Origin of the sequence: Jeotgalibaca sp. A122, from assembly GCF_052266715.1 — a bacterium.
Taxonomy (GTDB): Bacteria; Bacillota; Bacilli; order Lactobacillales; family Aerococcaceae; genus Jeotgalibaca.
The window spans coordinates 260,130-282,545 of the sequence record NZ_JBQPRB010000003.1; the positions used below are offsets into that span (position 1 = coordinate 260,130).

The 22,416-nt window shown below is 43.7% G+C and carries 20 protein-coding genes; 15 read left to right on the forward strand and 5 right to left on the reverse strand.

Annotation, left to right across the window (positions count from 1 at the left end; genetic code table 11):
* Positions 1–107 precede the first annotated feature (107 nt).
* The 10 genes from ACTU7M_RS05365 (at position 108) to ACTU7M_RS05410 (ending at position 14,691) form a co-directional block, all read left to right on the forward strand.
* Entirely contained in the window at positions 108–1,061 is a 954-nt protein-coding gene (locus tag ACTU7M_RS05365; protein WP_443473350.1) for a glycosyltransferase family 2 protein, read from the forward strand.
* Positions 1,054–1,437: a GtrA family protein gene (locus ACTU7M_RS05370; RefSeq protein ID WP_443473351.1), complete on the forward strand. Its 384-nt coding sequence runs from the start codon at positions 1,054–1,056 to the stop codon at positions 1,435–1,437. Before ACTU7M_RS05365 ends, ACTU7M_RS05370 begins: the two co-directional genes overlap by 8 nt.
* Before the next feature lie 203 nt (positions 1,438–1,640).
* Positions 1,641–7,382, forward strand: a complete 5,742-nt coding sequence (locus ACTU7M_RS05375) for a G5 domain-containing protein (protein WP_443473352.1) — start codon at positions 1,641–1,643, stop codon at positions 7,380–7,382.
* Positions 7,383–7,470: 88 nt separating this feature from the next.
* Positions 7,471–8,343, forward strand: coding sequence for a GtrA family protein (locus ACTU7M_RS05380; RefSeq protein WP_443473353.1), 873 nt, complete (start codon positions 7,471–7,473; stop codon positions 8,341–8,343).
* 133 nt (positions 8,344–8,476) lie between these two features.
* Entirely contained in the window at positions 8,477–9,565 is a 1,089-nt protein-coding gene (locus ACTU7M_RS05385) for an acyltransferase family protein (protein WP_443473354.1), read from the forward strand.
* An 87-nt stretch (positions 9,566–9,652) separates the two neighbouring features.
* The gene (locus tag ACTU7M_RS05390) at positions 9,653–10,501 is read left to right on the forward strand and encodes a nuclease-related domain-containing protein (protein ID WP_443473355.1); all 849 of its coding nucleotides are present in this window, start codon (positions 9,653–9,655) and stop codon (positions 10,499–10,501) included.
* 231 nt (positions 10,502–10,732) lie between these two features.
* Positions 10,733–12,529 carry a glycoside hydrolase family 13 protein gene (locus tag ACTU7M_RS05395; protein ID WP_443473356.1) on the forward strand — a complete coding sequence of 599 codons (1,797 nt, stop codon included), beginning with the start codon at positions 10,733–10,735 and terminating at the stop codon, positions 12,527–12,529.
* Between the two features lie 66 nt (positions 12,530–12,595).
* Positions 12,596–13,792, forward strand: coding sequence for an AAA family ATPase (locus tag ACTU7M_RS05400; RefSeq protein ID WP_443473357.1), 1,197 nt, complete (start codon positions 12,596–12,598; stop codon positions 13,790–13,792).
* Positions 13,776–14,390 carry an RloB family protein gene (locus ACTU7M_RS05405; RefSeq protein ID WP_443473358.1) on the forward strand — a complete coding sequence of 205 codons (615 nt, stop codon included), beginning with the start codon at positions 13,776–13,778 and terminating at the stop codon, positions 14,388–14,390. Before ACTU7M_RS05400 ends, ACTU7M_RS05405 begins: the two co-directional genes overlap by 17 nt.
* A 49-nt stretch (positions 14,391–14,439) precedes the next feature.
* Entirely contained in the window at positions 14,440–14,691 is a 252-nt protein-coding gene (locus ACTU7M_RS05410; RefSeq protein WP_443473359.1) for a hypothetical protein, read from the forward strand.
* A 216-nt stretch (positions 14,692–14,907) separates the two neighbouring features.
* Here ACTU7M_RS05410 and ACTU7M_RS05415 read toward each other — a convergent pair whose 3' ends face one another.
* From ACTU7M_RS05415 to ACTU7M_RS05430, 4 genes are all read right to left on the reverse strand, one after another.
* Positions 14,908–15,558 carry a LysM peptidoglycan-binding domain-containing protein gene (locus ACTU7M_RS05415; protein ID WP_443473360.1) on the reverse strand — a complete coding sequence of 217 codons (651 nt, stop codon included), beginning with the start codon at positions 15,556–15,558 and terminating at the stop codon, positions 14,908–14,910.
* 50 nt (positions 15,559–15,608) lie between these two features.
* Complete coding sequence (locus ACTU7M_RS05420) at positions 15,609–15,830, reverse strand: DUF2922 domain-containing protein (RefSeq protein WP_443473361.1); 222 nt, start codon at positions 15,828–15,830, stop codon at positions 15,609–15,611.
* A gap of 25 nt (positions 15,831–15,855) precedes the next feature.
* Positions 15,856–16,056 carry a DUF1659 domain-containing protein gene (locus tag ACTU7M_RS05425; RefSeq protein WP_443473362.1) on the reverse strand — a complete coding sequence of 67 codons (201 nt, stop codon included), beginning with the start codon at positions 16,054–16,056 and terminating at the stop codon, positions 15,856–15,858.
* 69 nt (positions 16,057–16,125) lie between these two features.
* Positions 16,126–16,632, reverse strand: coding sequence for a sigma-70 family RNA polymerase sigma factor (locus tag ACTU7M_RS05430; RefSeq protein ID WP_443473363.1), 507 nt, complete (start codon positions 16,630–16,632; stop codon positions 16,126–16,128).
* A gap of 242 nt (positions 16,633–16,874) precedes the next feature.
* On the opposite strand from ACTU7M_RS05430, the gene ACTU7M_RS05435 reads away from it, so the two are divergent.
* The 5 genes from ACTU7M_RS05435 to ntdP all read left to right on the forward strand — a co-directional run bounded on the left by ACTU7M_RS05435 (position 16,875) and on the right by ntdP (position 21,194).
* Positions 16,875–17,765, forward strand: a complete 891-nt coding sequence (locus ACTU7M_RS05435) for a competence protein ComK (protein WP_443473364.1) — start codon at positions 16,875–16,877, stop codon at positions 17,763–17,765.
* A gap of 76 nt (positions 17,766–17,841) precedes the next feature.
* Complete coding sequence (locus ACTU7M_RS05440; protein ID WP_443473365.1) at positions 17,842–18,603, forward strand: general stress protein; 762 nt, start codon at positions 17,842–17,844, stop codon at positions 18,601–18,603.
* A 71-nt stretch (positions 18,604–18,674) separates the two neighbouring features.
* Complete coding sequence (gene recX / locus ACTU7M_RS05445; RefSeq protein WP_443473366.1) at positions 18,675–19,478, forward strand: recombination regulator RecX; 804 nt, start codon at positions 18,675–18,677, stop codon at positions 19,476–19,478.
* Complete coding sequence (gene mutY, locus ACTU7M_RS05450) at positions 19,468–20,535, forward strand: A/G-specific adenine glycosylase (RefSeq protein WP_443473367.1); 1,068 nt, start codon at positions 19,468–19,470, stop codon at positions 20,533–20,535. Before recX ends, mutY begins: the two co-directional genes overlap by 11 nt.
* Positions 20,536–20,648: 113 nt before the next feature.
* Complete coding sequence (gene ntdP / locus ACTU7M_RS05455; RefSeq protein WP_443473394.1) at positions 20,649–21,194, forward strand: nucleoside tri-diphosphate phosphatase; 546 nt, start codon at positions 20,649–20,651, stop codon at positions 21,192–21,194.
* A gap of 262 nt (positions 21,195–21,456) precedes the next feature.
* On the opposite strand, the gene ACTU7M_RS05460 is transcribed toward ntdP, so the two are convergent.
* The gene (locus tag ACTU7M_RS05460; protein WP_443473368.1) at positions 21,457–22,311 is read right to left on the reverse strand and encodes a nuclease-related domain-containing protein; all 855 of its coding nucleotides are present in this window, start codon (positions 22,309–22,311) and stop codon (positions 21,457–21,459) included.
* Between the last annotated feature and the right edge of the window lie 105 nt (positions 22,312–22,416).

Here is a 22,416-nt window from a genome sequence, read left to right on the forward strand (position 1 = left end):
AAGTGCGTAAGCATGCTTAGAGGAAGGGAATCTCCGTGATGGTTGAGATTCCCTTTTTTCATGTATAATAGATAACAAAAGAGCGAATTGTTTAGGAGCTGATTGGCTTGCAGAAAGATTTGATTTCCATCATCATTCCCTGTTTCAATGAGGAAGAGATGATTCCTTTATTTTACGACAAAATGAGTGGCATCATGGGAGCTACACATATGGTTGATTTTGAGTTGATTTTCGTGAATGATGGTTCAAAAGACCGGACGTTGGAAGGTTTGCGTGTTTTAACAGAGCGAGACTCGCGCGTTCGTTACCTATCATTTTCCCGAAATTTCGGTAAGGAAGCGGCTATGTATGCTGGATTAAAATATGCCAAAGGTGATTTTGTTGCAGTCATGGATGTAGATTTGCAGGATCCCCCGGAGTTGCTACCAGCTATGTATCGGATATTAAAAAATGAAAATTATGATTGCGTGGGAACAAAAAGGGTCGATCGACAAGGGGAGCCAAAGATTCGATCTTTTTTTGCGAAACTATTCTACAAAGTAATTAATCATATTTCGGATAACCACATCGTAGATGGTGCTCGGGATTACCGTTTGATGACGCGGCGGATGGTGGATGCAGTTCTAGAGATGACGGAGTACAATCGCTTTTCTAAGGGGATTTTTACCTGGGTCGGTTTCGAGACGAAGTACCTCGAATACAGCAATGTTGAGCGCCCAGCTGGGAAGACATCGTGGTCGTTTTGGGGCTTGTTCAAGTATTCGATTGACGGGATTGTAGCCTTTTCCGAGGCACCGTTGGATATCGCATCGGTGGTCGGATTTGTGACATTTGTGGTGGCCTTGTTGATGGCGGTGTTTTTCACAATCCGTACCCTAATTTTCGGGAACCCGACTTCGGGATGGACTTCCTTGGTCGTAATTGTCCTGGCGCTGGGCGGAATCCAATTGTTGTCGTTGGGGATACTTGGAAAGTATATCGGCAAAACGTTCTTGGAAACCAAGCGTCGCCCCCTTTATATTCTAAAAGAGACGGATGAGGAATTGAAACGCGATGAATAGACTTTTGAGTCAGCTGATGAAATTTGGCATTGTAGGCGTAGTCGCAACGGTAATAGACTTTGCCGTTTTAACAATTTTGACGGAGTTTTTTGGCGTTCATTATCTGACATCCGCCGCTATTGGGTTTATCGTTTCAACCCTATTCAATTACTTCGCAAGTATGCGTTATGTTTTTAACAGCCGGTTTGGAGCAAATGAAAAACACAAAGAATTAATGATATTCGTGGTATTGTCAGTAGTTGGGCTAGGTCTGAACCAGTTATTCATGTGGCTGTTTGTCGAAATAGCAGGGATTTTCTATATTTTATCGAAAGTTTTTGCCACGATGTTGGTCATGGGATGGAATTTTATATCAAGGAAAATTTGGATAGAATAGTTACGAAATACGGCGATCCCATAAATAATTAGAGAAAAACAACAGAAAATGATTCTGTTGTTTTTTTTTGAGAAAACATCCAAAAATGAACTTGTTTAAATTTGATCGGTATACTATTATTAATTAAGATAACTTTTATATACATATTGATTTATTTTCTTTAAAAATATTTCGCGATTATTTTTTTGAAATGGGGATGTCAGATGGAGAAAAAGCACGTGTACAGTATTCGGAAGTTAAAAACAGGTGTCTCGAGTGTTGCTATAGCGGCTGTTATGTTTGGTGTGAATGTTTCACAAGCGAGTGCAGTTGAATTACATGACAATACGTCTGTGGAAGAAACGCCAATAGGAGACCAGGTAATAAACGAAGAAAATGAAATTAGTGAAGAAACGACTGTGATTAATGATAGCGTTTCACAGGTTTTGCCAGTTATCGAGAGTGAGTTAACGCATGAGGTAATTGAAGACACATCATTGCAAACTGAGAGCCAGACATTGGAAGTAGAGGAAGAAATTACGGATAATGGTTTAGAAAATACTGAACGTGTCCATGAGATAGTCATCGATGCGGATATTCAAACACCATCATTAGTTGAAGAACCTTTTCAAGCTAATTTTGTGGACGATGTTTCAGGACCTGTTTTTAAGTCGGTAACACTCGACCAGACAGAATATCAGCGGGGGGATACCATAGAGGTAACGGTTGTCCTGGAGGATGAGAGTGATATCGAATCAGTATCTTTGTGGTTTGAATCCAACACTACTGATGAGTGGGGAAATCCACAATGGGCAAGTGTGTGGGTAAGCGGGTTTGAACATAATGCCGATGGAGACTACGTGGGTGTAGGATCAATGCGCATTCATGAGGCTGACAGTATGGATTTCGAAAATACGTGTTCCTATCGGTTATCAGGCGGGATGGCATATGATATTTATCTGAATTCTACGGATTTGGACAGTACATTGTTCAACAACGAGCTGACACTATATGGCGTGCCCGACGTGGCTGGTCCAGATATACTTGAAATCACAACTGATAAGGAGAACTATAAACCTGGCGAGAAGGTTGAAGTGACGGTCGTTGCAGCGTACGAGAACGGTGTAGAAAGCATTTCACTGTACTTTGAGGATGAACTGGAAGGATCAAATCGTAGCTTCAATTTGTGGTTGGATCATTTTGAACTGAATGAGCAGGGGAATTATGTTGCCAATGATGTGATTGAAATTCCTTGGAACACAGTTGATAACTCCTATAAACTAAAAAGTTACTATGCAACGGATTCTAAAGGCAATTATGTAGATCATGAATCGGGGAATATACCTGATATTGCTTTCAATGTAGTTGAAACGGGCGTAGACGATTTTGCAGGTCCCGTGGTTAAGGAGATTTCATTTGATAAAGAAACATACAAACGCGGGGAAGAAATAGCGGTTACGGTAGTCGTTACAGAAGAGAGTGACATGGATTATGTATCTCTTGATTTCCAAACGAATGAAACCGATGAATGGGGAAACCAGCAATACGAAAATGTTTCGATTTATGACTTCGCTTTGAACGAAAACGGTGACTACGTGGGTGTTGGAAAATTCCGTATCTTTGATAGTAATAAAGAGAACTACCATGAAGAAACGATTTACAGCCTTTCATATGGATACACATACGATATTTACGGGAACAGAACTGAAATCCCGGCGGATGCATTCCCCCAAACTGTTACATTATACGGCGAACCAGATGTTGAGAGTCCAGAAATCATTTCCATTAAAACCGATAAAGAAAACTATCAACCCGGCGAAAGAGCTGCTTTTACAGTAGAAGTCGCGGATCAAAGTGCAGTCGCTTACTTATCCCTGGAATTCCAAGGGGAGTTTGGTAGTTCAAATAGGACACTCACTGTTTCTTTTGATAACTTTGAAAAGATGGATTCCGGAAACTATGTCGGCCAAGCTATGCTGGATTTGCCATACTATACTGTGGATAATACCTACCGAATCGTGAATATATATGGATACGATGAATTTAATAACTATATTTATTCCGATCCTATGTCACATGCAAAATTTATCCAGGATTTCACTTTCGATATCGTCGAATCCGGTGTTACCGACCATGAGGGACCGGTTATAAAGTCTATCTCATTCAACAAGGATACCTACAAACGCGGGGAAGAAATCGAGGTCACGGTTGTTGCTACGGATGACAATGATGTTGAATATATATCTTTAGACTTTATGAATGATTCCGTTGATAGGTGGGGAAATGCATTATGGAAAAGTGTATCTGTCTCTGATTTTGAAAAGAATGAGCTAGGGGAATATGTAGTCAAGGGCACATTTCGGATTACGGAACAGTACGAAGGCAATTTCGAAATAGAATCAACTTATCAAATAGCTTCTGGTTCCATTTATGATATCTATGGGAATACGACTAACATCGATGTGAATATCTTTGATAATCAAATCACCGTCTATGGCACGCCTGATATGGTTGGTCCGGAAATCATTAGTATCACGACGGACAAGGAAAATTACAAACCAGGTGAGACAATTGCGGTCAACGTTCTAGTAGCAGATGAGACCGGCATAGACTACCTGTCGTTGAAGTTCGAAGATGAAATGGAAGAGTCAAATCGAAGCTTCTATCTGTCAGTGGATACCTTTGAAAAAGATGCGGACGGGAATTATATTGGTAAAGGGACTATGATAGTGCCGCTGTATACAATCGATAATACCTATCGACTTACAGAATTTTATGCTTATGATTCCGCTGGAAACAGCACAAATTCCGATTCAGGTGTTGTCACAATGCCGGTTGTTTCCTTCAATGTCGTGGATACGGGCACAACAGATTTAGAAAGCCCAGTCGTCAAGGTTGTTTCGACCAGTAAGGACACCTATATGCGCGGGGAAGAAGTTGCGGTCACCGTTGTTGTTACGGATGAGAGTGAAATTGAGAGATTGGAGCTTATATTTGAATCGGACGTACTGACCGAATGGGGCTATCCAGAATACGCTGGTGTCTGGATTCATGACTTTTCATTAAATGAGAACGGCGAATATGAAGGTACAGGCACGTTCAAGGTGTATGAGGAAAATATGACCTATTATTTATCTCAGAGTCAGGCGACAGACATCTATGGTAATGCCACCACAATAAGTTATGAACCATCATTTGCTTCATTCAATATGACAGAAAATCCTGATAAGACCGGTCCGGAATTGCTGACCATTATCCCAGAAAAAGCAGACTATAAGGCGCGTGAGGAGATAATTCTGACTATAAAAGTTTCCGATGAAAGCCCAGTTGACCGTGGCTATGTATACATCAATGAAAAAGGTAAGAACGAAGTATTTATGCAACAGGCATATATTTATGACTTTGTTTTGAATGAAAAGGGTGAATACGAAGGATTAGCTAGGTTCCGACTGGATGCTGCTGATAATGCTTATGAGGTCTATGGCTTGGAATTGTATGATACGTATGGTAACCATTCTTATATTGATGTGAAGGATGCTGCTGTTACCTTTAATGTTTCAGAAAATTCGGATGTCGAAGCCCCAACCTTATTGGATGTAAGCTTGGACAAAAAGTCATATAGGCCAGGAGATACAATCCAAGTCCAGATTGAGGCGTATGATGAAGGCGGTGTTAGTGGAGCTTTTGTCTTATTTACTAGCACAAATACGGATCATGCCTGGGGGAATGGAATGGTCGTATGGGTTGATAATTTCGTGAAGGCCGATGAATCAGGCTCGTATGTGGGGACTGCATATATTGATATACCAGCCGATATGGAGGAAGGGATGCATTCTCTTTACGCAGTCCAGATTTCTGACATATATGATAACTATCATGAATATACCAATAACGACCTTCCGATAGACTTGAATTTTTTCATATCTGATAATCCAGAGTATGAAGGGCGACCTGACTTAAGTGATGAAGATTTTCCATTAGGTAGTATCTATGTCGCGAATCTTGAGCTTGCTTTCGGTTCTAAACAAGCGGGTGGGGAAAATGGCATTATTGAGGTTGGTAATACATTACGGATATCTGCAACCATACCTGTCGGTAAAGAATATCATGCCGATCCGACCTTGGAATTTAATCAAATGGTCACAATTAAAGAAGGGAAAGAAGGCTCCTTCTTACATGTATTAAGTTACGCTGTCAATCAAGAAACCGGGGAATTGGGTGAAATAATAGGTGGTAAAGGTGGATCAGAAACACCAATAAATAGTGAAATTTCTGTCGGGAACATCAAGAGAACGTCGGAAATCCTGCCTTTCCAAATCGAATACATTTATGACGATGCGTTGTCGCCTGGAGAAGAAGTGGTTGTCAGCGAAGGTAAAGATGGGTTTGCAGAGATTACAACTGTTTATGAAGTACATCAAGGAACTGGAGAGATGATTAATCCCGACATTACGAGAAAAGAAACAGCTGCTATTAACAGAGTCATCAGAATCGGTCCTTCTGTGACGGAAGTTAAAACTGAAACGAGCACGCAAATTGTCACCTTTGAAGTGGAATATCGAGAAAACCCGAACTTGGACAAAGGGATGGAAAATGTCTTGGTTGAAGGTGTAGAAGGTATTCGAACGATTGTAGAAGATGTGACATATGTGGATGGTGTTGAAACAGCACGGGTTGAATCAGCTAATACAATTACGACAGCGCCGATTAACAAAGTGATTGAACGTGGCACCCGAGAAGTCGTTTACGAAGAAAAAACACGCGATGAAGTTGTCTCTTTTGAAACTGTTCGTAAGCAGAATCCTGATTTGCTTGCTGGCACCGAATATGTCTCCCAAGAAGGTGCCGACGGGGTGCGTGTCGTCGTTGAGAAAGTGACTTCCATAAATGGCATCGAAACAGATCGTCAAGTCATCTCAAATAATGTGACGACTTTACCTACTGATAAAATTATTCAGGTTGGTACGAAAGCTTTGGCAATCGAGAATACCGCAAAAATTGTTAAAACAGAGACTAGAACGGAAAGTGTGGTCTTTGAAACCGAATATCGCACTAACGCAGAATTGGAAAAGGGAACCGAAGTAGTAGTAAGACTTGGTGTCGATGGGGTGCGTACAATTGTTGAAGAGATTACGTGGCTAGCTGGTGTTGCAATAGAAAGCTTAGAAATATCCAACACGATTACGTCTCAACCGGTTAATAAAGTGATTGAGCGCGGTACCAAAGAAGTCGTTTTCGCAGAAGAGACCAGCAACGAAGCAATTCCATTTGAAGTTGTGCGTGTTAATAACTCAGATTTGCTGATAGGCACTGAACAAATGTCTCAGGAAGGTAAAGAAGGTATTCGTACAATTATTGAAAGAACGACCTATGTAAATGGCATCGAAACAGACCGTCAAGTCATCTCAAATAATGTGACGACTTTACCTACTGATAAAATTATTCAGGTTGGAGTCAAAGCTGCTGCAGTCATCAAAACAAAAGGTGACGCTGAAATATCTTCGGTACCAGTTACAAGGGACAACCAAAGAGACACTAAAGTTAAATCACCAATTAAAACGCCAATAATGGCTGTGATAGATCAAGGTATTGGCACAACAACCCACACGAACAGTTCTAACGAAGGATTGGGAGTAGTGGTGAGTTTTACCGACAACGACAACTCTATCACACAGCGAGTCACGAGTGTAGATGAAAAAATTGCAGAGACAGCCGAGACTGTAGCAGTGAATAAAGTTACGGCATCTGAAATATCGAAACCTAAACAAAAAACAAAGGTTAAAACAACTGAAGACTCAAATGAATCTTCAGAAGAAGATGTAAACGAAACGATTATCGAAGTTGCTGCTGTAACTTCGAATGAAGAACAGAGCAATAGTCCTGTAATAAAAATAATTGCTTTGGTACTGGCTCTTGTTAGTGGGGCAATCATTATTGTGCGAAAAAAGTTAAGCAATAAAAAATAATTAAACTGAATCGTATCACCTAAAAGCCGGCCTCCTTTTTGGAAGCCGGCTTTTGTGATGTTATACTGGAAATGAGGGAGGTGGGTGGATGAAGCGGGTATTGGTTGTCGTAGATGATGATAGTATGCTGGAAGACTTGGCTGAATTTGAGGTTGCTGTTTCAGCTGATGGTTTCGCTTATTTTATGTCTTTAAAAAATCGTCAGGATTACCTGGGCGTTGTGACGGTAGATGTTGCGAAACAATATACTGTTTCGGATGTCAAAGTAATGGTTGAAGCGTTGCAAGCTGATCCCTCAAAGATTTATCTGGGTTATCAACCTGATCAATCAATCGGGCGCCGCACCTTCAGCATGACTTTTTGGTTCATCCACAGCCGGCGTATACACGATGCACGGAGTGGACTTCTGGCCTTTCCAACTGAAATATTGGAAGGGTTAAAACGCCATGATTACGCACTTCATGTCTTGATTTCGGCAGTGCGCAATAAGTCAGAAATAGAAGAAATTCATTTGGAGTCGAGTTTGGGAGCTTCCAGGAGTCGCTCAACTTGGCGCGATTTATTTGTTCTTTTCCAGACTTTTTTCAAATATCTGATGTCTTCTTTCTCATCATTTTTGGTTGATATTGGTTTGTTCCAGTTGATGATTTTTTTATTGGGTCATTTAGATAGTGACTTGCGGATTTTATTAGCGACGGTTGTTTCCCGGGTGGTATCGTCAGTGGTTAATTATTCAATCAACAAATATCTCGTTTTCCAAAACCAGGACAGCCACCGGATGCCGGCCCTGAAGTATTTTGGGTTGGTGTTGGCCGAAATGCTGACTTCCGCTTTCTTGGTAGCGGTACTTTATCGTTTGACGGGCTTCCCGGAAACACCAATTAAATTATTGGTGGATTTGGTTTTATTCTTCACGGGTTATATCATCGAGAAAGTCTTTATTTTCGAAAAAAACAAATAAGTCCATTCGATTGCCAAAATGCTCTTTTTTGAGAATTTTGGCTTTTTTTATTACTTTTTGGTGACAAAAGAGGTTTTTAGTTGAGTTTAAAGGGTTCTATCCTTTATTATGCTTGGGTAGAAGGGTTGATAATATGAATAAAAATAAACGAATCGAAATATTCGATGGCATGCGCGGGCTGGCGGCAATTGTAGTATTGATATTTCACATTATTAATTGGACCCCAGCAGGCTATGCAGCCGGTAAGTTTGAATTTATTAATGAAGGTTGGCGCTGGTTCACGACCAGTCCGCTAAAAATATTATGGGCGGGAAATGAAGCGGTCGTGGTGTTTTATTTGATCGCTGGCTTCGTGATTGCCAAGCCTTATATCGAAGGGCGTGATGTCCGTTTCGGGAGCTTTGTCGAGAAGCGGTTCACGCGGTTGGTGTTGCCGTATTGGGCGATTTTGTTGGTGACATTTGGTTTGATTGTGTTGTTCGGTCATCTGAAAGACTCCATTTCCTTGAGTGGTTCTTTTAATGTCAAATGGAGTGAAGTTCCCGAAGTGGGACCGCAATTGTTAATGATGGAACACGATCTGGATACGTCGGCAGGCGCCTTTTGGAGTATCATCCTGGAATGGTGGGTGGCATTGGTCATTCCTTTTGTGGGTGTCGCCTTAAGGAAATTCCCAACCGGGGATGTGGTGGCGGTAAGCTTGGCAGTGAGCTGGGTTTTCATGAACTTCGCAGGAACGCTCGGTCGGGCGGCTTTTTACTTCCTGTTCTTCTTGGTAGGGGCTGTTTTGGCGAAACATCTGGATCAGGTTCGGACGTTTTATCGTGATCGGAAATGGGTATTGGCGAGTGCCTTGATTTTGGTGCCGTTCCAGTGGATTGTTGGTGATAGTATTGACCGCCGTACCGCTTTGTTGTTTACGGCAGCCGGTTTGGTTTTGGTAACGGTGGCCATCATTGAATCGCCATTTTGGACGCGCGTCTTTAAGTCGCCGTTGTTGTTGTTCTTGGGCCGGATTTCATTTAGTTTGTATTTGACGCATACCACTTCGATTGTGTTGTTTGTGACATTGGCTGGGCAAGTGATGGAGCCGTTGACGGCGTTACTGGTTTCGCCGGTTTTTGCAATTGGAATGGCGGTTCTTTGGTACCGCTATGTGGAAAATGGTGTATTGGCCGGGGTGACATTGCCACGGTTGGGACAACGCGTAATGGGGAAGTGAGGACTCTAAAGTGAGTTTCTCGCTTCTTTTTTTTCCAAAAAAATGGTTTTCGGGTTTTTTTGCTTATATATACATGAGGTGATAAATATGCTGTTGAAAGCTCGGAAAAAGCCGGTTGAGATGGAAGTGTTGGAAAGTTTGGAGGGAAGGGTGAGGTTGGCGCCGGATCTGGAGCGACAGCTTAGTTTTATGCGGACGGGTTTTGGTGGGGAAGTGGGGCTGGATGTTGAATTGGCCGGCTTGGATGATTGTGTGGTGCGGATTGGTGATTTTGTGCTGGCCGGGAATCAGGTGTGCCAGATCGATACGGTGTTGGTGAGTGCGGGTGGGATTTATTTGCTGGACGTCAAGAATTGGAGTGGGCGGCATACGGTCGGGGCTGGCGGGTTCGAGGGGTTGGTGAATGATCCGCTGGACCAGTTGAAACGGGCTGGGCGGTTATTTGGCCGGATGTTGGAGCGGGAGCGGATTTCGTTGCCGGTTGAAACGCGGCTGGTGTTTGTGAATCCGGGTATGACGCTTTATGGGGTGCAGGCGGAGATGCCGATTGTATTGCCGCAGCAGATTCCGGAGTATTTGGCCGGGGTAAGGCGGGCGGCGGGCGTGTTGACGGAGTGGGAGGAACGGGCGGCGCAGCGGATTGTGGCGTGTCACTCGGATGAGAATCCGTACCGGCTGAAGGTGGCATATACGTGGGATGAGGTTGGGAAGGGGATGCTATGTGCCGGGTGTCGGCGCGTGATGGTGGAGAAGAGCCATAAGTATGTGGTGTGCGGGAAGTGTGGGATGGTTGAGGCCAAAGGGGATGCTTTGAAGCGGACGAAGCGGGAATTGGACATATTATTTCCCGGGTGTGTGCCGGAAGTGGACCGGTTGTATCGGTTTTGCGGGGGGATGGTTTCGAAAAGGGGTATTTTCAAAGCGCTTCGGAACTAGAGCGGGGAAAAATGAGTTCTAGTTCCGAGATGGCGGTTGAAGTCGGAACTAGAAGCACAATTAAATCGTTTAAGTTCCGAGCAAAGAGGCAAAGTCGGAACTAGACTGAGAAAAAAATAAATCTAGTTCCGACCTAAATGTTACCGCTCCCAAATTCAGACAAAATACTTGTTCTAATCGGGCAATTTGATAGACTTAACGGGAGAGAGTTTATGAGGGGGTTTTATATAAATGGAAACAGCAGCATTATATCATCGTCCTGAGAGTGAATACTGTTATATTTATTCGCCGGGGCATGTACACGTTCGGCTGCGGACAAAAAAGGATGATGTGGCGAAAGTCGGCTTCATCAAGGGTGACCCGTTTATTTTACATTTGAACAAATGGTATGAGGAAGAGTTGGAGATGGAGAAGATTGCTTCGACTGACCTGCATGACTATTGGATGATTGATACCGATGAATACGTGAAGCGGATGGCATATGCGTTCCACGTGTATGGTTCGGATGGTTCGGACGTTATTTACAATGACCGCGGGGTGTACCCGTACATCACGGAATCATTGGAAAATTCGGGCTTGTATTTCCGCCTGCCGTATTTCCATGAGAGCGATCGCTTCAAGGCGCCGGAGTGGGTGAAAAAGACGGTGTGGTACCAAATTTTCCCGGAACGGTTCAAGAATGGAGATCCGAAAAATGACCCGGAGAATGTATTGGAGTGGGACAGTCGTGATGTATTGACGACGACTGATTTCTACGGTGGTGATATTCAGGGAATCATGGATGGCTTGGACTACTTGGAAGATTTGGGAATCAATGGCTTGTATTTGACGCCGATTTTCCGGGCACCAAGTAACCATAAGTATGATACGACCGACTACTATGAAATTGATCCGAATTTCGGGGACAAGGCGTTGTTCCGTGAGTTTGTGGAAGAAGCCCACAGACGCGGCATGCGCGTGATGTTGGATGCGGTGTTTAACCATATCGGGGCGGAATCGACGCAGTGGCGTGATGTGGCTGAGTATCAGGAAAAGTCGCGCTATAAGGATTGGTTCTTTATCAAGGAGTTCCCCGTGCCAAGTGCAGAGGAAATCCGTAATTTTCCGCCTGAGACGATTGAACATGTGGAAGATTTGCCGTATGAAACGTATGCCTATGTGCCGATGATGCCGAAAATAAATACCCATAATCCGGAAGTGCAGGAGTATTTGTTGAACATTGCGACTTACTGGATCAAGGAATTCGATATTGACGGCTGGCGTCTGGATGTGGCGAACGAGGTGGACCACGCATTTTGGCGCAAGTTTAACGATGCTTGTTTGTCCATCAAACCTGATTTATATATTTTGGGTGAAATTTGGACGTCTTCCCGTTCTTGGCTGGACGGCGAACAATTCCACGGGGTTATGAACTATTCCTTGGTGGGGAACATCATTGACTACTTTGTTGGCAAAGAAATCCCGACGCGGAAAATGGCGAACGTCTTGAATGAGCAATTGATGCAATACCGGAAACAAACACAGGAAACGATGTTCAACATGCTGGATTCCCATGATGTACCGCGGATTTTGACGATGGCAAATGGGGACATTGATTTAGTGAAAGCGACGTTGACGTTCATGTTCATGATGCACGGCACGCCGTGTATTTATTACGGAACGGAAGTCGGCATGATGGGCGGCGCCGATCCACAAAACCGTCGTTGCATGGTTTGGGATGAGGAGCAACAAGACCGGGTGATGTATGAGTTTACGAAGGAACTGATTGCCTTCCGCAAGGATTACCAACCTTTGCTGTCTTATGGCTTTTTGAAATGGGAACTGATTTTGGATGAAGAGAAAATCGTCGGCGTGAAACGTCACATGGGTGATGAAGCTTTGATCGGTTATTTCAATCAAGGCTGGAAAGATTTCACGATTGATAAAGATCCCAATACAGAAGTTGTCTTTGGACGACGCAATACTGAAACGGATGAAACGTCCATTTTGGAGCCGAACGGATTCAGTATTCATTTGGTGCGTAAATAAACAGGATGGTCAGGATTTAGGTCCTGGCCGTTTTTTGTTATACTTGATTTGAGAGGGGGCTTTTTGATGCTGGTCGAGTTGGTAGTTGAAAATTTCTATTCTTTCCGGGATGAAGAAACATTATCGTTGATGGGGACACGGATTGCGGAACACCCTGGGACGGTTTTGGAAACGGATATTTTTCCAGTCAATAAAGTGAGTGCCTTATACGGTGCGAATGCAAGCGGCAAGAGTAATTTGTTGCGGGCGATGGCTTTGATCCGGGAAGGTTTATTTGTGAAAAAGGGCCAAGAGCAGCGCTGGTTGCAAAAGATTAAGCCATTCCATCTGGATGCGGCTTCCGAACAGCAAGAAACGCTACTGGAAACGAGTTTCTTGATTGAAGAGCAACTGTATCGGTATGGCTTTTTTGTGAACCGGACGGAAATTACCGAAGAGTATTTGTTTTTGGAAAAAAATGGGAATGACCCAGAAGTTATTTTTCACCGGACGAAAGACGGCATCGAAAGCCCGTGGTGTGCAGATGAGATATTGCCACAACGATTGATGTTGGCGGATTGCATTGGCAATCACCCAGAAATGATGAAATGGTTTAAGGATATGCGGATTTTGATGCGGTCGCTGGATGCGAGTTTTTCGATTTCGATGGCGAAGTTGCATTTGAGAAAGTACAAACATAATTTGCTGACGCTGATTCAAGTGGCGGATCCCTCAATCCGCGATATTGAAATCCGGGAAGTTCCTCACGATGACGGTCCTAGCAGTGATGAATTTTTTGTCATCAAAGAAAGAAAGCGGCTGGATGGCGAGTTTGAGCCTTATAGCGAAGGGTTTGTTTTCCAGGATGTGGAGTCGGCGGGGACGGTGAAATTGTTGGCGTTGGCCGGTCCGATTATCGAGGCGTTGGAAAATGGGAGTTTGTTGATGATCGATGAGATGGACCAGAGTTTTCATACGTTGATGACGCGGTATGTGCTGGAATTGTTCCGCGGGGAGTTTAATACCAAAGGGGCGCAGTTGGTGTTTTCGACGCATGATATTTCGAATTTGCGGAGTGAGTTGTTCCGTCGTGATCAGATTTGGTTCGTTGAAAAACGAAAGGAAGGGAATAGTGCCTTGGTTTCGTTGGTTGAATTTAAGTTTGATGAACGGGAACGGAAGAATAGTTTCGAGTTTTACCAGAATTATTTGAATGGAAAATATGGCGCGGTGCCGTTTTTGCCACCAGCAGATTGGTGGGTGAACGATGGGGAAGAAGCGTAGAAGAGAGAAAAGGCAGTACGAAAGGGAAGTTGCGACGCGGCTGCCGGAGAAGACGTTTTTGATTGTGTGCGAAGGGACGAAGACGGAGCCGAATTATTTCCGGAGTTTCCCTGTTTTGTCGGCCCGGGTGGAGATTCGCGGGACGGGGCGTAATACGTTGTCGTTGGTGCATTATGCGGAAGGCTTGCTGGAAGGGCGCGAGCACGAATTTGATGAGATTTGGATTGTATTCGACAAGGATTCGTTCTCGGCGGTTTCGTTTAATAATGCCGTCTCGTATATTGAGGCACGGTATGATGAAGGTTTTCGGGCGGCGTACAGTAATGAGGCTTTTGAATTATGGTATTTGCTGCATTTTGAGTTGATCAAGAAGCCGGTGAGTCGGTTCCAGTATGGGGCGATGTTGTCGCGGCGGATGAAGAAACCTTATAAGAAGAACATGCCAAATATGTACGGAAAATTACTGGCACGACAGGAGACGGCGATTGCGAATGCGCGGCAATTATACGGCGAGCGGTCGAATTCCCCGGCCAAGGATAATCCCTCAACGACCGTTTTTCATCTTGTGGAAGAATTAAATAAACATTTACGGTTTTAAAAAAATTGTTTTTGCAATTTTTTGCTTATATATATATGAGGTGAAAAATATGTATGTGAATGCATTTATGGGAATGGAATTTATGGAGGGAAATGTGGTGGTGCTACATTTCCTGAACAGTGAGGATTTGGCTGAGGAGTATGTCTTCGAAACCGACCGCGATGCGACTAAGTTTTATATGTCGTGTTTGGGCTTCTGCGAGGAATTAGAAGAGTTCCCACCCTTGATTCAGGAGCGCCAGTTCCGGAAATTTTTGACCAATGAGTTTGGTTTTTTGAATTATCGAATTAATATTTATTAAATGGAAGGACTGTTCTGGGTGCGTGGTGCCTGGGGTGGTCTTTTTTTGGAAAAATGGTTTATAGAACGCGTCTATAAACCATTTGGGGTGAGAAATTTAGTTGAAATGGTTTAATTAGTGGTTATTAAACCATTTGGGCGTTATTTTTTGGGGCAAATGGTCTAATTAAAAGGAATTAAACCATTTCGCGAAATTCAAAGGGCTGAAATGGTTTAATTAACCGACTTTCATTATTTGCCCGACGATAATCCTATCTGATTTCAATCCATTGAGGGATTTCAGGACAGCAACCGAGGTATTATAGCGACGACTGAGGCTCCACAACGTGTCGCCGCGAACGACGAGGTGTAATTTGTGGAGTGACTTTTCCAGATCCTTTTTAAATTGCGCCATTGAGACACCCCAACTTTTCAAGTAACCATCGGGATCGACATGATTGGTGCCACCCAAGTTTTCACTCACCCAACGATGGGTCTTGATGCCTTTTCCACTACCATTCAACGATTTGGGTAAGCCGGCTTCGTCAGCCAAATGACGGAGCAGCCAGATAAAAGCGGCATAATCTTTTTCGAAAGTAGCGCGGTCATTCGTGCGGGCCAGCTCGACTTGCGCGTAACTATAGGGGTTCGCGCGGGGACCGGCTCCCCATTGGACCAATCCCGTGCGGGCGATTTGAACAATGCGGCCGCCGCCACCAACCCAATGGGAAACGAAGGCATTTTCCCAGTTTCGTTTCATATAATTCAGTTCGTTGGCCAAACTGTTTGCCCAGACATTATTGGGATTCCCCGATTCATGGGCAATGATGTAGCGCGATTCAATCAAAGGTGTTTGGGCCATCCCAATCAGTTGTTTTTCAATATTCATTTGAAATCCTCCTTATGAAAATAGCCGGGAGATTATCCCGGCCAAACGTTTTATAAAATCTCTGTAATGGTTTTTTCGATATAGCGTGCCGAATCAACTGCGCTGTATGGGTTCACGCCTTCAATTGAGAAGACATCCAGACCGACGATTGTTGCCATGGCTGGTTGAATTTCTGCGGCGGTCAAACCTTCGGACGGGTTACGCAATGTCAGATTTTTACTTTTACCATCAGATGCTTTGAATTTCAATTCCAGGGTTAATGTTTTTTCCATGAATGATTCCTCCTAATTTTTATGATTAGCCGATGCGGTGTTTCTCAGTCACGACTGCATAGGTAGCGGGGTACGTGATCAACGTTGCGACTGCTTGCTGAAAGGAGCTGATTGTGTCAGCGGCGACATTTTCTTTCAGATTATTGAAATTCTGTTTTACCTCTTTTTCGTTTTCGAAATCGTTGAAAAATAACTCTACACTTGCTTCTTGCCATTCCTTGTTCATGTCAATTCCTCCTGCGTTTTATATTTTGTAGCGGCTACACTTATAACAACGAATTGACTCCCAAAAGTGTTACCCATTTTTCAAAAATTGCGCTTTTTCCTGAATGCCTTTGCGCCACATATGAACGGTTTTACGCGACACACCACGCTTCGTTGCGATTTCTGACATGTTCAAACCACCGATGAAACGGTCCTGGATAAAGCTTTTTTCTTTCAGGGTCAATTGATTCATCAGCGCCATGAAGACATCCATAAAGGCGACATTCTCTTCAAAAGGCTGGGTGAGTAACATTTGGAAATCATCTTCTTGGTCTTCATGATCCAGCAAGTTGCGGTCGCGCCGTTTTTGGTCGAGAAAAGCCCAACGCAGCCTTTGTCCGGCATATTTCACAAATTGATAACGGTGTTCTTCTTTTAAGGCATCAACCTCGCACGTTTTGAAAGCATCAAACAGCTTGATACAGCCGAGTTGATAATAGTCGTCGAAATCCTGGGATTTTTTGTAAATGCCCATTTTCTTCAGTTCGTTATAAATGACTCCTTCGTATTGTTCCAGTAGTGCAGTAAGTTTTTCCATATTCGTGTTGCCTCCCGGTTGAATGTGGTGAACTTACTGAGGCCTCAGTTGGGTTCGGGTAAACTATAACGGGGCAAGCAGTAGCGTGACAAAGCGCTAAATATGAAACGGGCGCGGCACTTTCAACCCCGGTACATCCAATTTGGCGTAAAATAACGGTATTTTGGAAAATATAAAACATTGTGTTGAATATCTCAAAATGATTAGGGTATAATAGTTATTAATAAGAAAGGGGAAGATTTATGGCAGTTGACTTTAACTTTCATCAGTATTTCGGGAATAAAAAGCTTGAATTTATCAATAGTTTTGAAAGCCCTTACTACTGTCCGAATCCTATGCTCACCGAGAAAATGTCGGATGGTACGTATGATTATGATAGAAATAATTTTTATTTGCATTCGAGAGAAGACATGAAGGGTTATGCTGAAAATGCGTTGACGGCCTGTGATGCCCCTGTCGAAGTGGAGAAAATTATTTGTGTTATTAATCACAGTGAGTTTGATTTTAGTTGTAAAAATGAAACCTTGGTATTTTATGAGGATGGGTGCGTGGTCAAAACTACCGAGCGGTCGCGTGATTTTATGAACCGGGTTTTTAAACATGCTGGCATGTCTTACAAACATATGCGCCAAATGATGATTTATATGAACGGGAATTCGGGGCATAATTGTCCCTATGTACAGGGTAAGGTGGCATTCATGCCGATCGGTGGCCCGAGCAAGAAAGATGTTTCGTGGGTCAGTTTGAGTCACTTGCTCGAATACCGGGAACATCCCAAAGAGGGGCATATGACGCGTTTGGAGTTTTTTAACCGTCATTTTCTGGATTTGGATATTGGGGTCAAACGTTTCAAGAAACGGATGGAACCTGCTATCCACATGTATGCGGCCCAACATCGACGCTTGGTGGATACAGCGGCACAATTTGATGTGGCCATTGTGCAACGGGACGGTCGCGCCAATAAAAATGTCTTGCATAAAGGAATGGTCGAACTACCTTTGAGGCCCGTCATAAATGAATTGGTATTGGCGGAAAAGATGATGGGTGTGACTTACAACGATTGGAAAAAAGAGAATCCCTTCTTGAAGGATTGTCCTTACGCTGATGATCTGGATAAACTCTTTTCTGTTTAGAAAGGTTATTATTTGTTAATTTGGCATCCCTCACATAGAATAAAGGTAACGATAACACTTAGGAGGGATGACTGAGATGAATAGAAGGATTGAAGGTTCTTTTAGAGAGTACGGCCACTTATTAGAAGCAATCGAGGAATTAAAAGCGGGTGGTTACGAGACAAATCAACTATTGGTGGTTACGCGCAATGATCTCGATGCTGGTTTGACCGAAAAAACAGGTGTGGATGTAGTCGTCACGCGTGGTGAATCTTTATGGGATAAAATTGTTGGCTTTTTCACAGTTGATTTGGATGACGATGAAGAACCGGAAGATGAAGAGGATCTTTTTGAAAAATACGGCATCGATGAGGAAACGTACGAACGATTTGAAGAAGACCTCGAAAATGGTGAATTCCTATTGCTGGTAGATACAGCTCCTCCTGCGAAAACAGATAAACATGCGGAGTTCATGGTGCGCGATGGCATTATCAAAGCGAATGAAGAAGCAAAAGATGAAACAAATGATGAAGCGAAATTAGCAGCGCGACCTGACTGGACAGAATACGAAGAAGTTAATGGGGATATGCCACGACATTCAATTACGAAAGAATCGGAAGGAGTAAATCCAATGAAAGATGAAATTCCAAAAGATACTGAAATAACTGAAAGTGAACACCCAGCTGAAAAAGATGAAATCACGGGTGAAGAAATTGTCGTTGAATCAGAACCAGGTGATGCAACGGAAGGCGACGAAGATGTGGCTTTGGATGAGTTGCAGCATGATGACATCGAATTCCCAGATGAAGAAAAAGTTTCAACTGATCCATTTGGTGGCGAGACAGAAACAAAGGAATAGTAAAGCGAGGCGGAAATCCGGAAACGGATTTCCTTTTTTGATATAATCAATTATGCGAGGAGAGTCGGTAAATGGAAATTACGAAAATAACGGTCCAGAAAAAGCGGAAGGATCGCTTCAATATCTTCGTTGATGGCGAATATGCGTTTCCGGTTTCGGAGGCCGTTTTAATAAAATTAGGTTTGAATAAAGGGATGCAACTGACACCGGAGCGAATGGAAGAAATCGAACGCGAAAACAGTGCCTACATGGCCTATACCACTGCGGTGGATTATTTGTCGTACGGTTTGCGGAGTGAGAAGGAAGTTCGGACGAAACTGCGGGAACAGGAAATTCCCGAGATTTATATCGAGCCGACGTTGCAACGGTTGCGTGACCAGAAATATATTGATGATGTGATTTATGGGGAAAGTTATACGCGCACGGCGATGACGATAAACCGCAAAGGGCCACGTGTGATTGCGCAGGAATTGAAGTTGAAGGGCTTGGATGAACCGACGATTTTGACGGCGTTGGATCAATACCCGGAAGAGGTGCAGCTGGAAAATGCACAGGCTTTGGCGGAAAAGACGCTACGTAAGCAAAGCCGGGTGTCCTCGCGCGAAGGTGGCCAGAAGACGCGGCTTTATTTGCAACAAAAAGGTTTTGATAAGGAAATCATCCAGCAAGTGTTTGAAGAGTTGGATACGGAAAAGTCGGAAGCGGATGAGCTGGATGCGTTGCGGGTGCAGGGTGACAAAGCTTGGACGCGGTATGCGCGTAAAGAAAAAGGCCGGGAATTGGCGCAGAAAGTTCGCGCGAGTTTGTATCAAAAAGGCTTTCCGGGTGAACTAATAAATAAGTATATAGAGGAAAAGGGTATTGATGACGAATAGAGAATTATTGTTGGAAAAATATGGGGTCGAAATGTGGCCCGAAGAGAAGATTGTGGCGTTCAGGAAGGCGTTATTGGATTGGTATGACGCGAAAGGGCGTGACCATTTGCCATGGCGGTTGAACCAGGATCCGTACCGGATTTGGGTATCGGAGATCATGTTGCAACAAACACAGGTGAATACGGTGATTCCGTATTTCAATCGGTTTGTGGCGTTGTTCCCGTCGATTAAGGATTTGGCGGAAGCGGACGAGGAAGTATTGTTGAAGGCTTGGGAAGGGCTCGGCTATTATTCGCGGGTTCGGAATATGCAAGTGGCGGCGAAGCAAATCATGGCGGACTATGACGGGGTATTTCCGACTGATCCGGCCGAGATTATTAAGCTGAAGGGGATTGGCCCGTATACGTGTGGCGCGATTTCCTCGATGGCGTTTGGCTTGCCGGAGCCGGCAGTGGATGGCAATGTGATGCGCGTGTTCAGTCGCTTGTTTGAAATCGGGGACGATATTGCCAAACCGGCCACGCGGAAATTATTTGAATTGTTGGTGAGGATTGTGATCGACCCGTACCGCCCGGGGGATTTTAATCAGGCTATCATGGATTTGGGGTCCGATATTTGTGGGCCGGCAAATCCGCGACCGGAAGAGAGCCCGATTCGGGAATTTAATGCGGCTTATAAAAACGGAACGATGCATTTATATCCCTTTAAATCGAAAGCGAAAAAGCCGGTTGTGTTGGATTTGCATGGTATTGTCGTGCGCCGCGGGAATGCTTTTTTGATGGAGAAGCGACCTAGTGGGGGACTGCTGGGGGATTTCTGGACGTTTCCGCTAGTTGAAAATGGCCCGGATACAGAGGCAATCGGGACATTTTCCCATGTCTTCAGTCACCGGAAGTGGAATGTCAAGGTGCATATGGTGGACGAGGTTCCGGGGAGTGAGCTGGCGGAGAATATGAAGTGGGTGTTGGAGGAGGATTTCAGCGACTACGCGTTCGCGGTTCCGCAACAGAAGATGTGGGAGATTGTGAAAAAACACGAACGAAAATTATTTTATTAGATGGGAAACTATGCCACAAGATTTGATATTATGATATAATTATTTGTGTATTGTAATTTGGTTAGAAGGACCCACCTTTTGACCCACATAGATATAGAAAGTTGGGCACCGTGATGCATCATCCGAAAGAAGGAGAGTTCATCACTATCAAGAGTTATAAGCATGACGGCAGCCTACATCGTACCTGGCGTGACACCATGGTATTAAAAACCAGTGATCAATCCATCATTGGATGCAATGATCATACCCTTGTGACGGAAGCTGATGGCCGTCGTTGGGTAACGCGCGAACCGGCGCTGCTTTATTATCATAAGCATTACTGGTTCAACATTGTGACAATGATTCGTCAAAAAGGCATTTCATATTACTGCAATCTTGCGTCGCCGTATGTGATCGATGATGAAGCATTAAAGTATATCGACTATGACCTGGATATCAAGGTTTTTCCTGATGGTGAAAAGCGTTTATTGGATGTGGATGAGTATGAGTTACATCGGGCTCGTATGCAATATCCAAAAGAAATCGACCATATCCTGAAAGAAAACGTGAAAATTTTGGTGAGTTGGATCAACGAAGAAAAAGGTCCGTTTTCCAAAGAGTACGTAGAATTGTGGTATGAAAGATATCGTCAGCTGTCGCATCAGAAACATAACAAGTGATGGATGCGAAAATAAAAACAACCACCTGGATGAACGGGTGGTTGTTTTTTTGCTTGCGTATAAGGTGTGAGCGATGGGGTGCTTGGTGCTTGGTGCGGCGATTAGAAGAAAGTAAAGGACCCATCGCCGCATTTTCGCCTCAAGTGCGGCTTTGAGCACAAAAAAAATTTCTTAACGCCGCATTTTGGTGAAAAAAGCGGTGTTCCTGAGATTCGAAACTCCTCAACGCCGCACTTTGGGCTGTTAGTGCGGCGATACGCGATTATACATTTTCTAATCGCCGCATTTCTCGCTGAATGTTTCTTCTATGAATCTGATTCCCAGTCCAATTCTGGACTAAATGCGGCTTAATCTTATCGGAACCAAATAAAATTTGTAATTCCTGGACGGCATCTCTGACGGCTTGCTGTTTTGTCTTAGTTGATTTGCAAATTGAGCAGTAGAATTTTTTGGAAGTAGCGAGTTTCATTTTATTTTCACAGATTCTGCAAAACACGCCCCGCTCCAATTTACCGAAATCAAACGCCATCAACTGTTCGTAACGATTTATTGTTTGGTGAGATTCGTGCAAATAGCGGGCGAGTTCGTAGTGTGCGCTCGTCAAACGTTGGTGGTCCTTCGCGATATACGAAACAAACCGGTCGAGCTGACCAAACTGGATGAGAGGCATTTCCATTGTGGAACCGTGTAATTGAAACATAGGATTAACCGTCAAAATCCGTGATTGAATTTGAAAATCAAAGCCTTGGGTAAACGAGCGCAGTTGTTGCTCAGTCCGTTCCAGTTGCAGAAAGGGATTGTCGCGTGGCTGCATCTGATGGTTGTAGAAATTTCCATTTTGGTAGACAAAGGTCCCGCCGTAGTTCTTGATTTCACATAAATAGATTTGCGCGGGGGCGATAATCAATTTGTCGATTTGGCAGAAACGGTTGCCTTGCAGACACAGGTTATTAAGGATGATGCAATTGTCCAGACGCGAGTCGAATAAATCATCCGCAGCTACTTCACCTTCGTATCCATTCTGTTGATCCAAATAATTCCGTTCCTGTTCTTTAGTAAATGGCATGCGGGGATGGAGAATTTCCATCACCTGTAAATTATGTGGCTTTTTTCTCATATATATTCCTCCTTACATATATATAAGCAAAAAATGTCAAAAAGCTTTTTTTTTGTGAAAAAATATCCGTGCAAAATGGCACCATTTGTATTACTATTAAAAGGG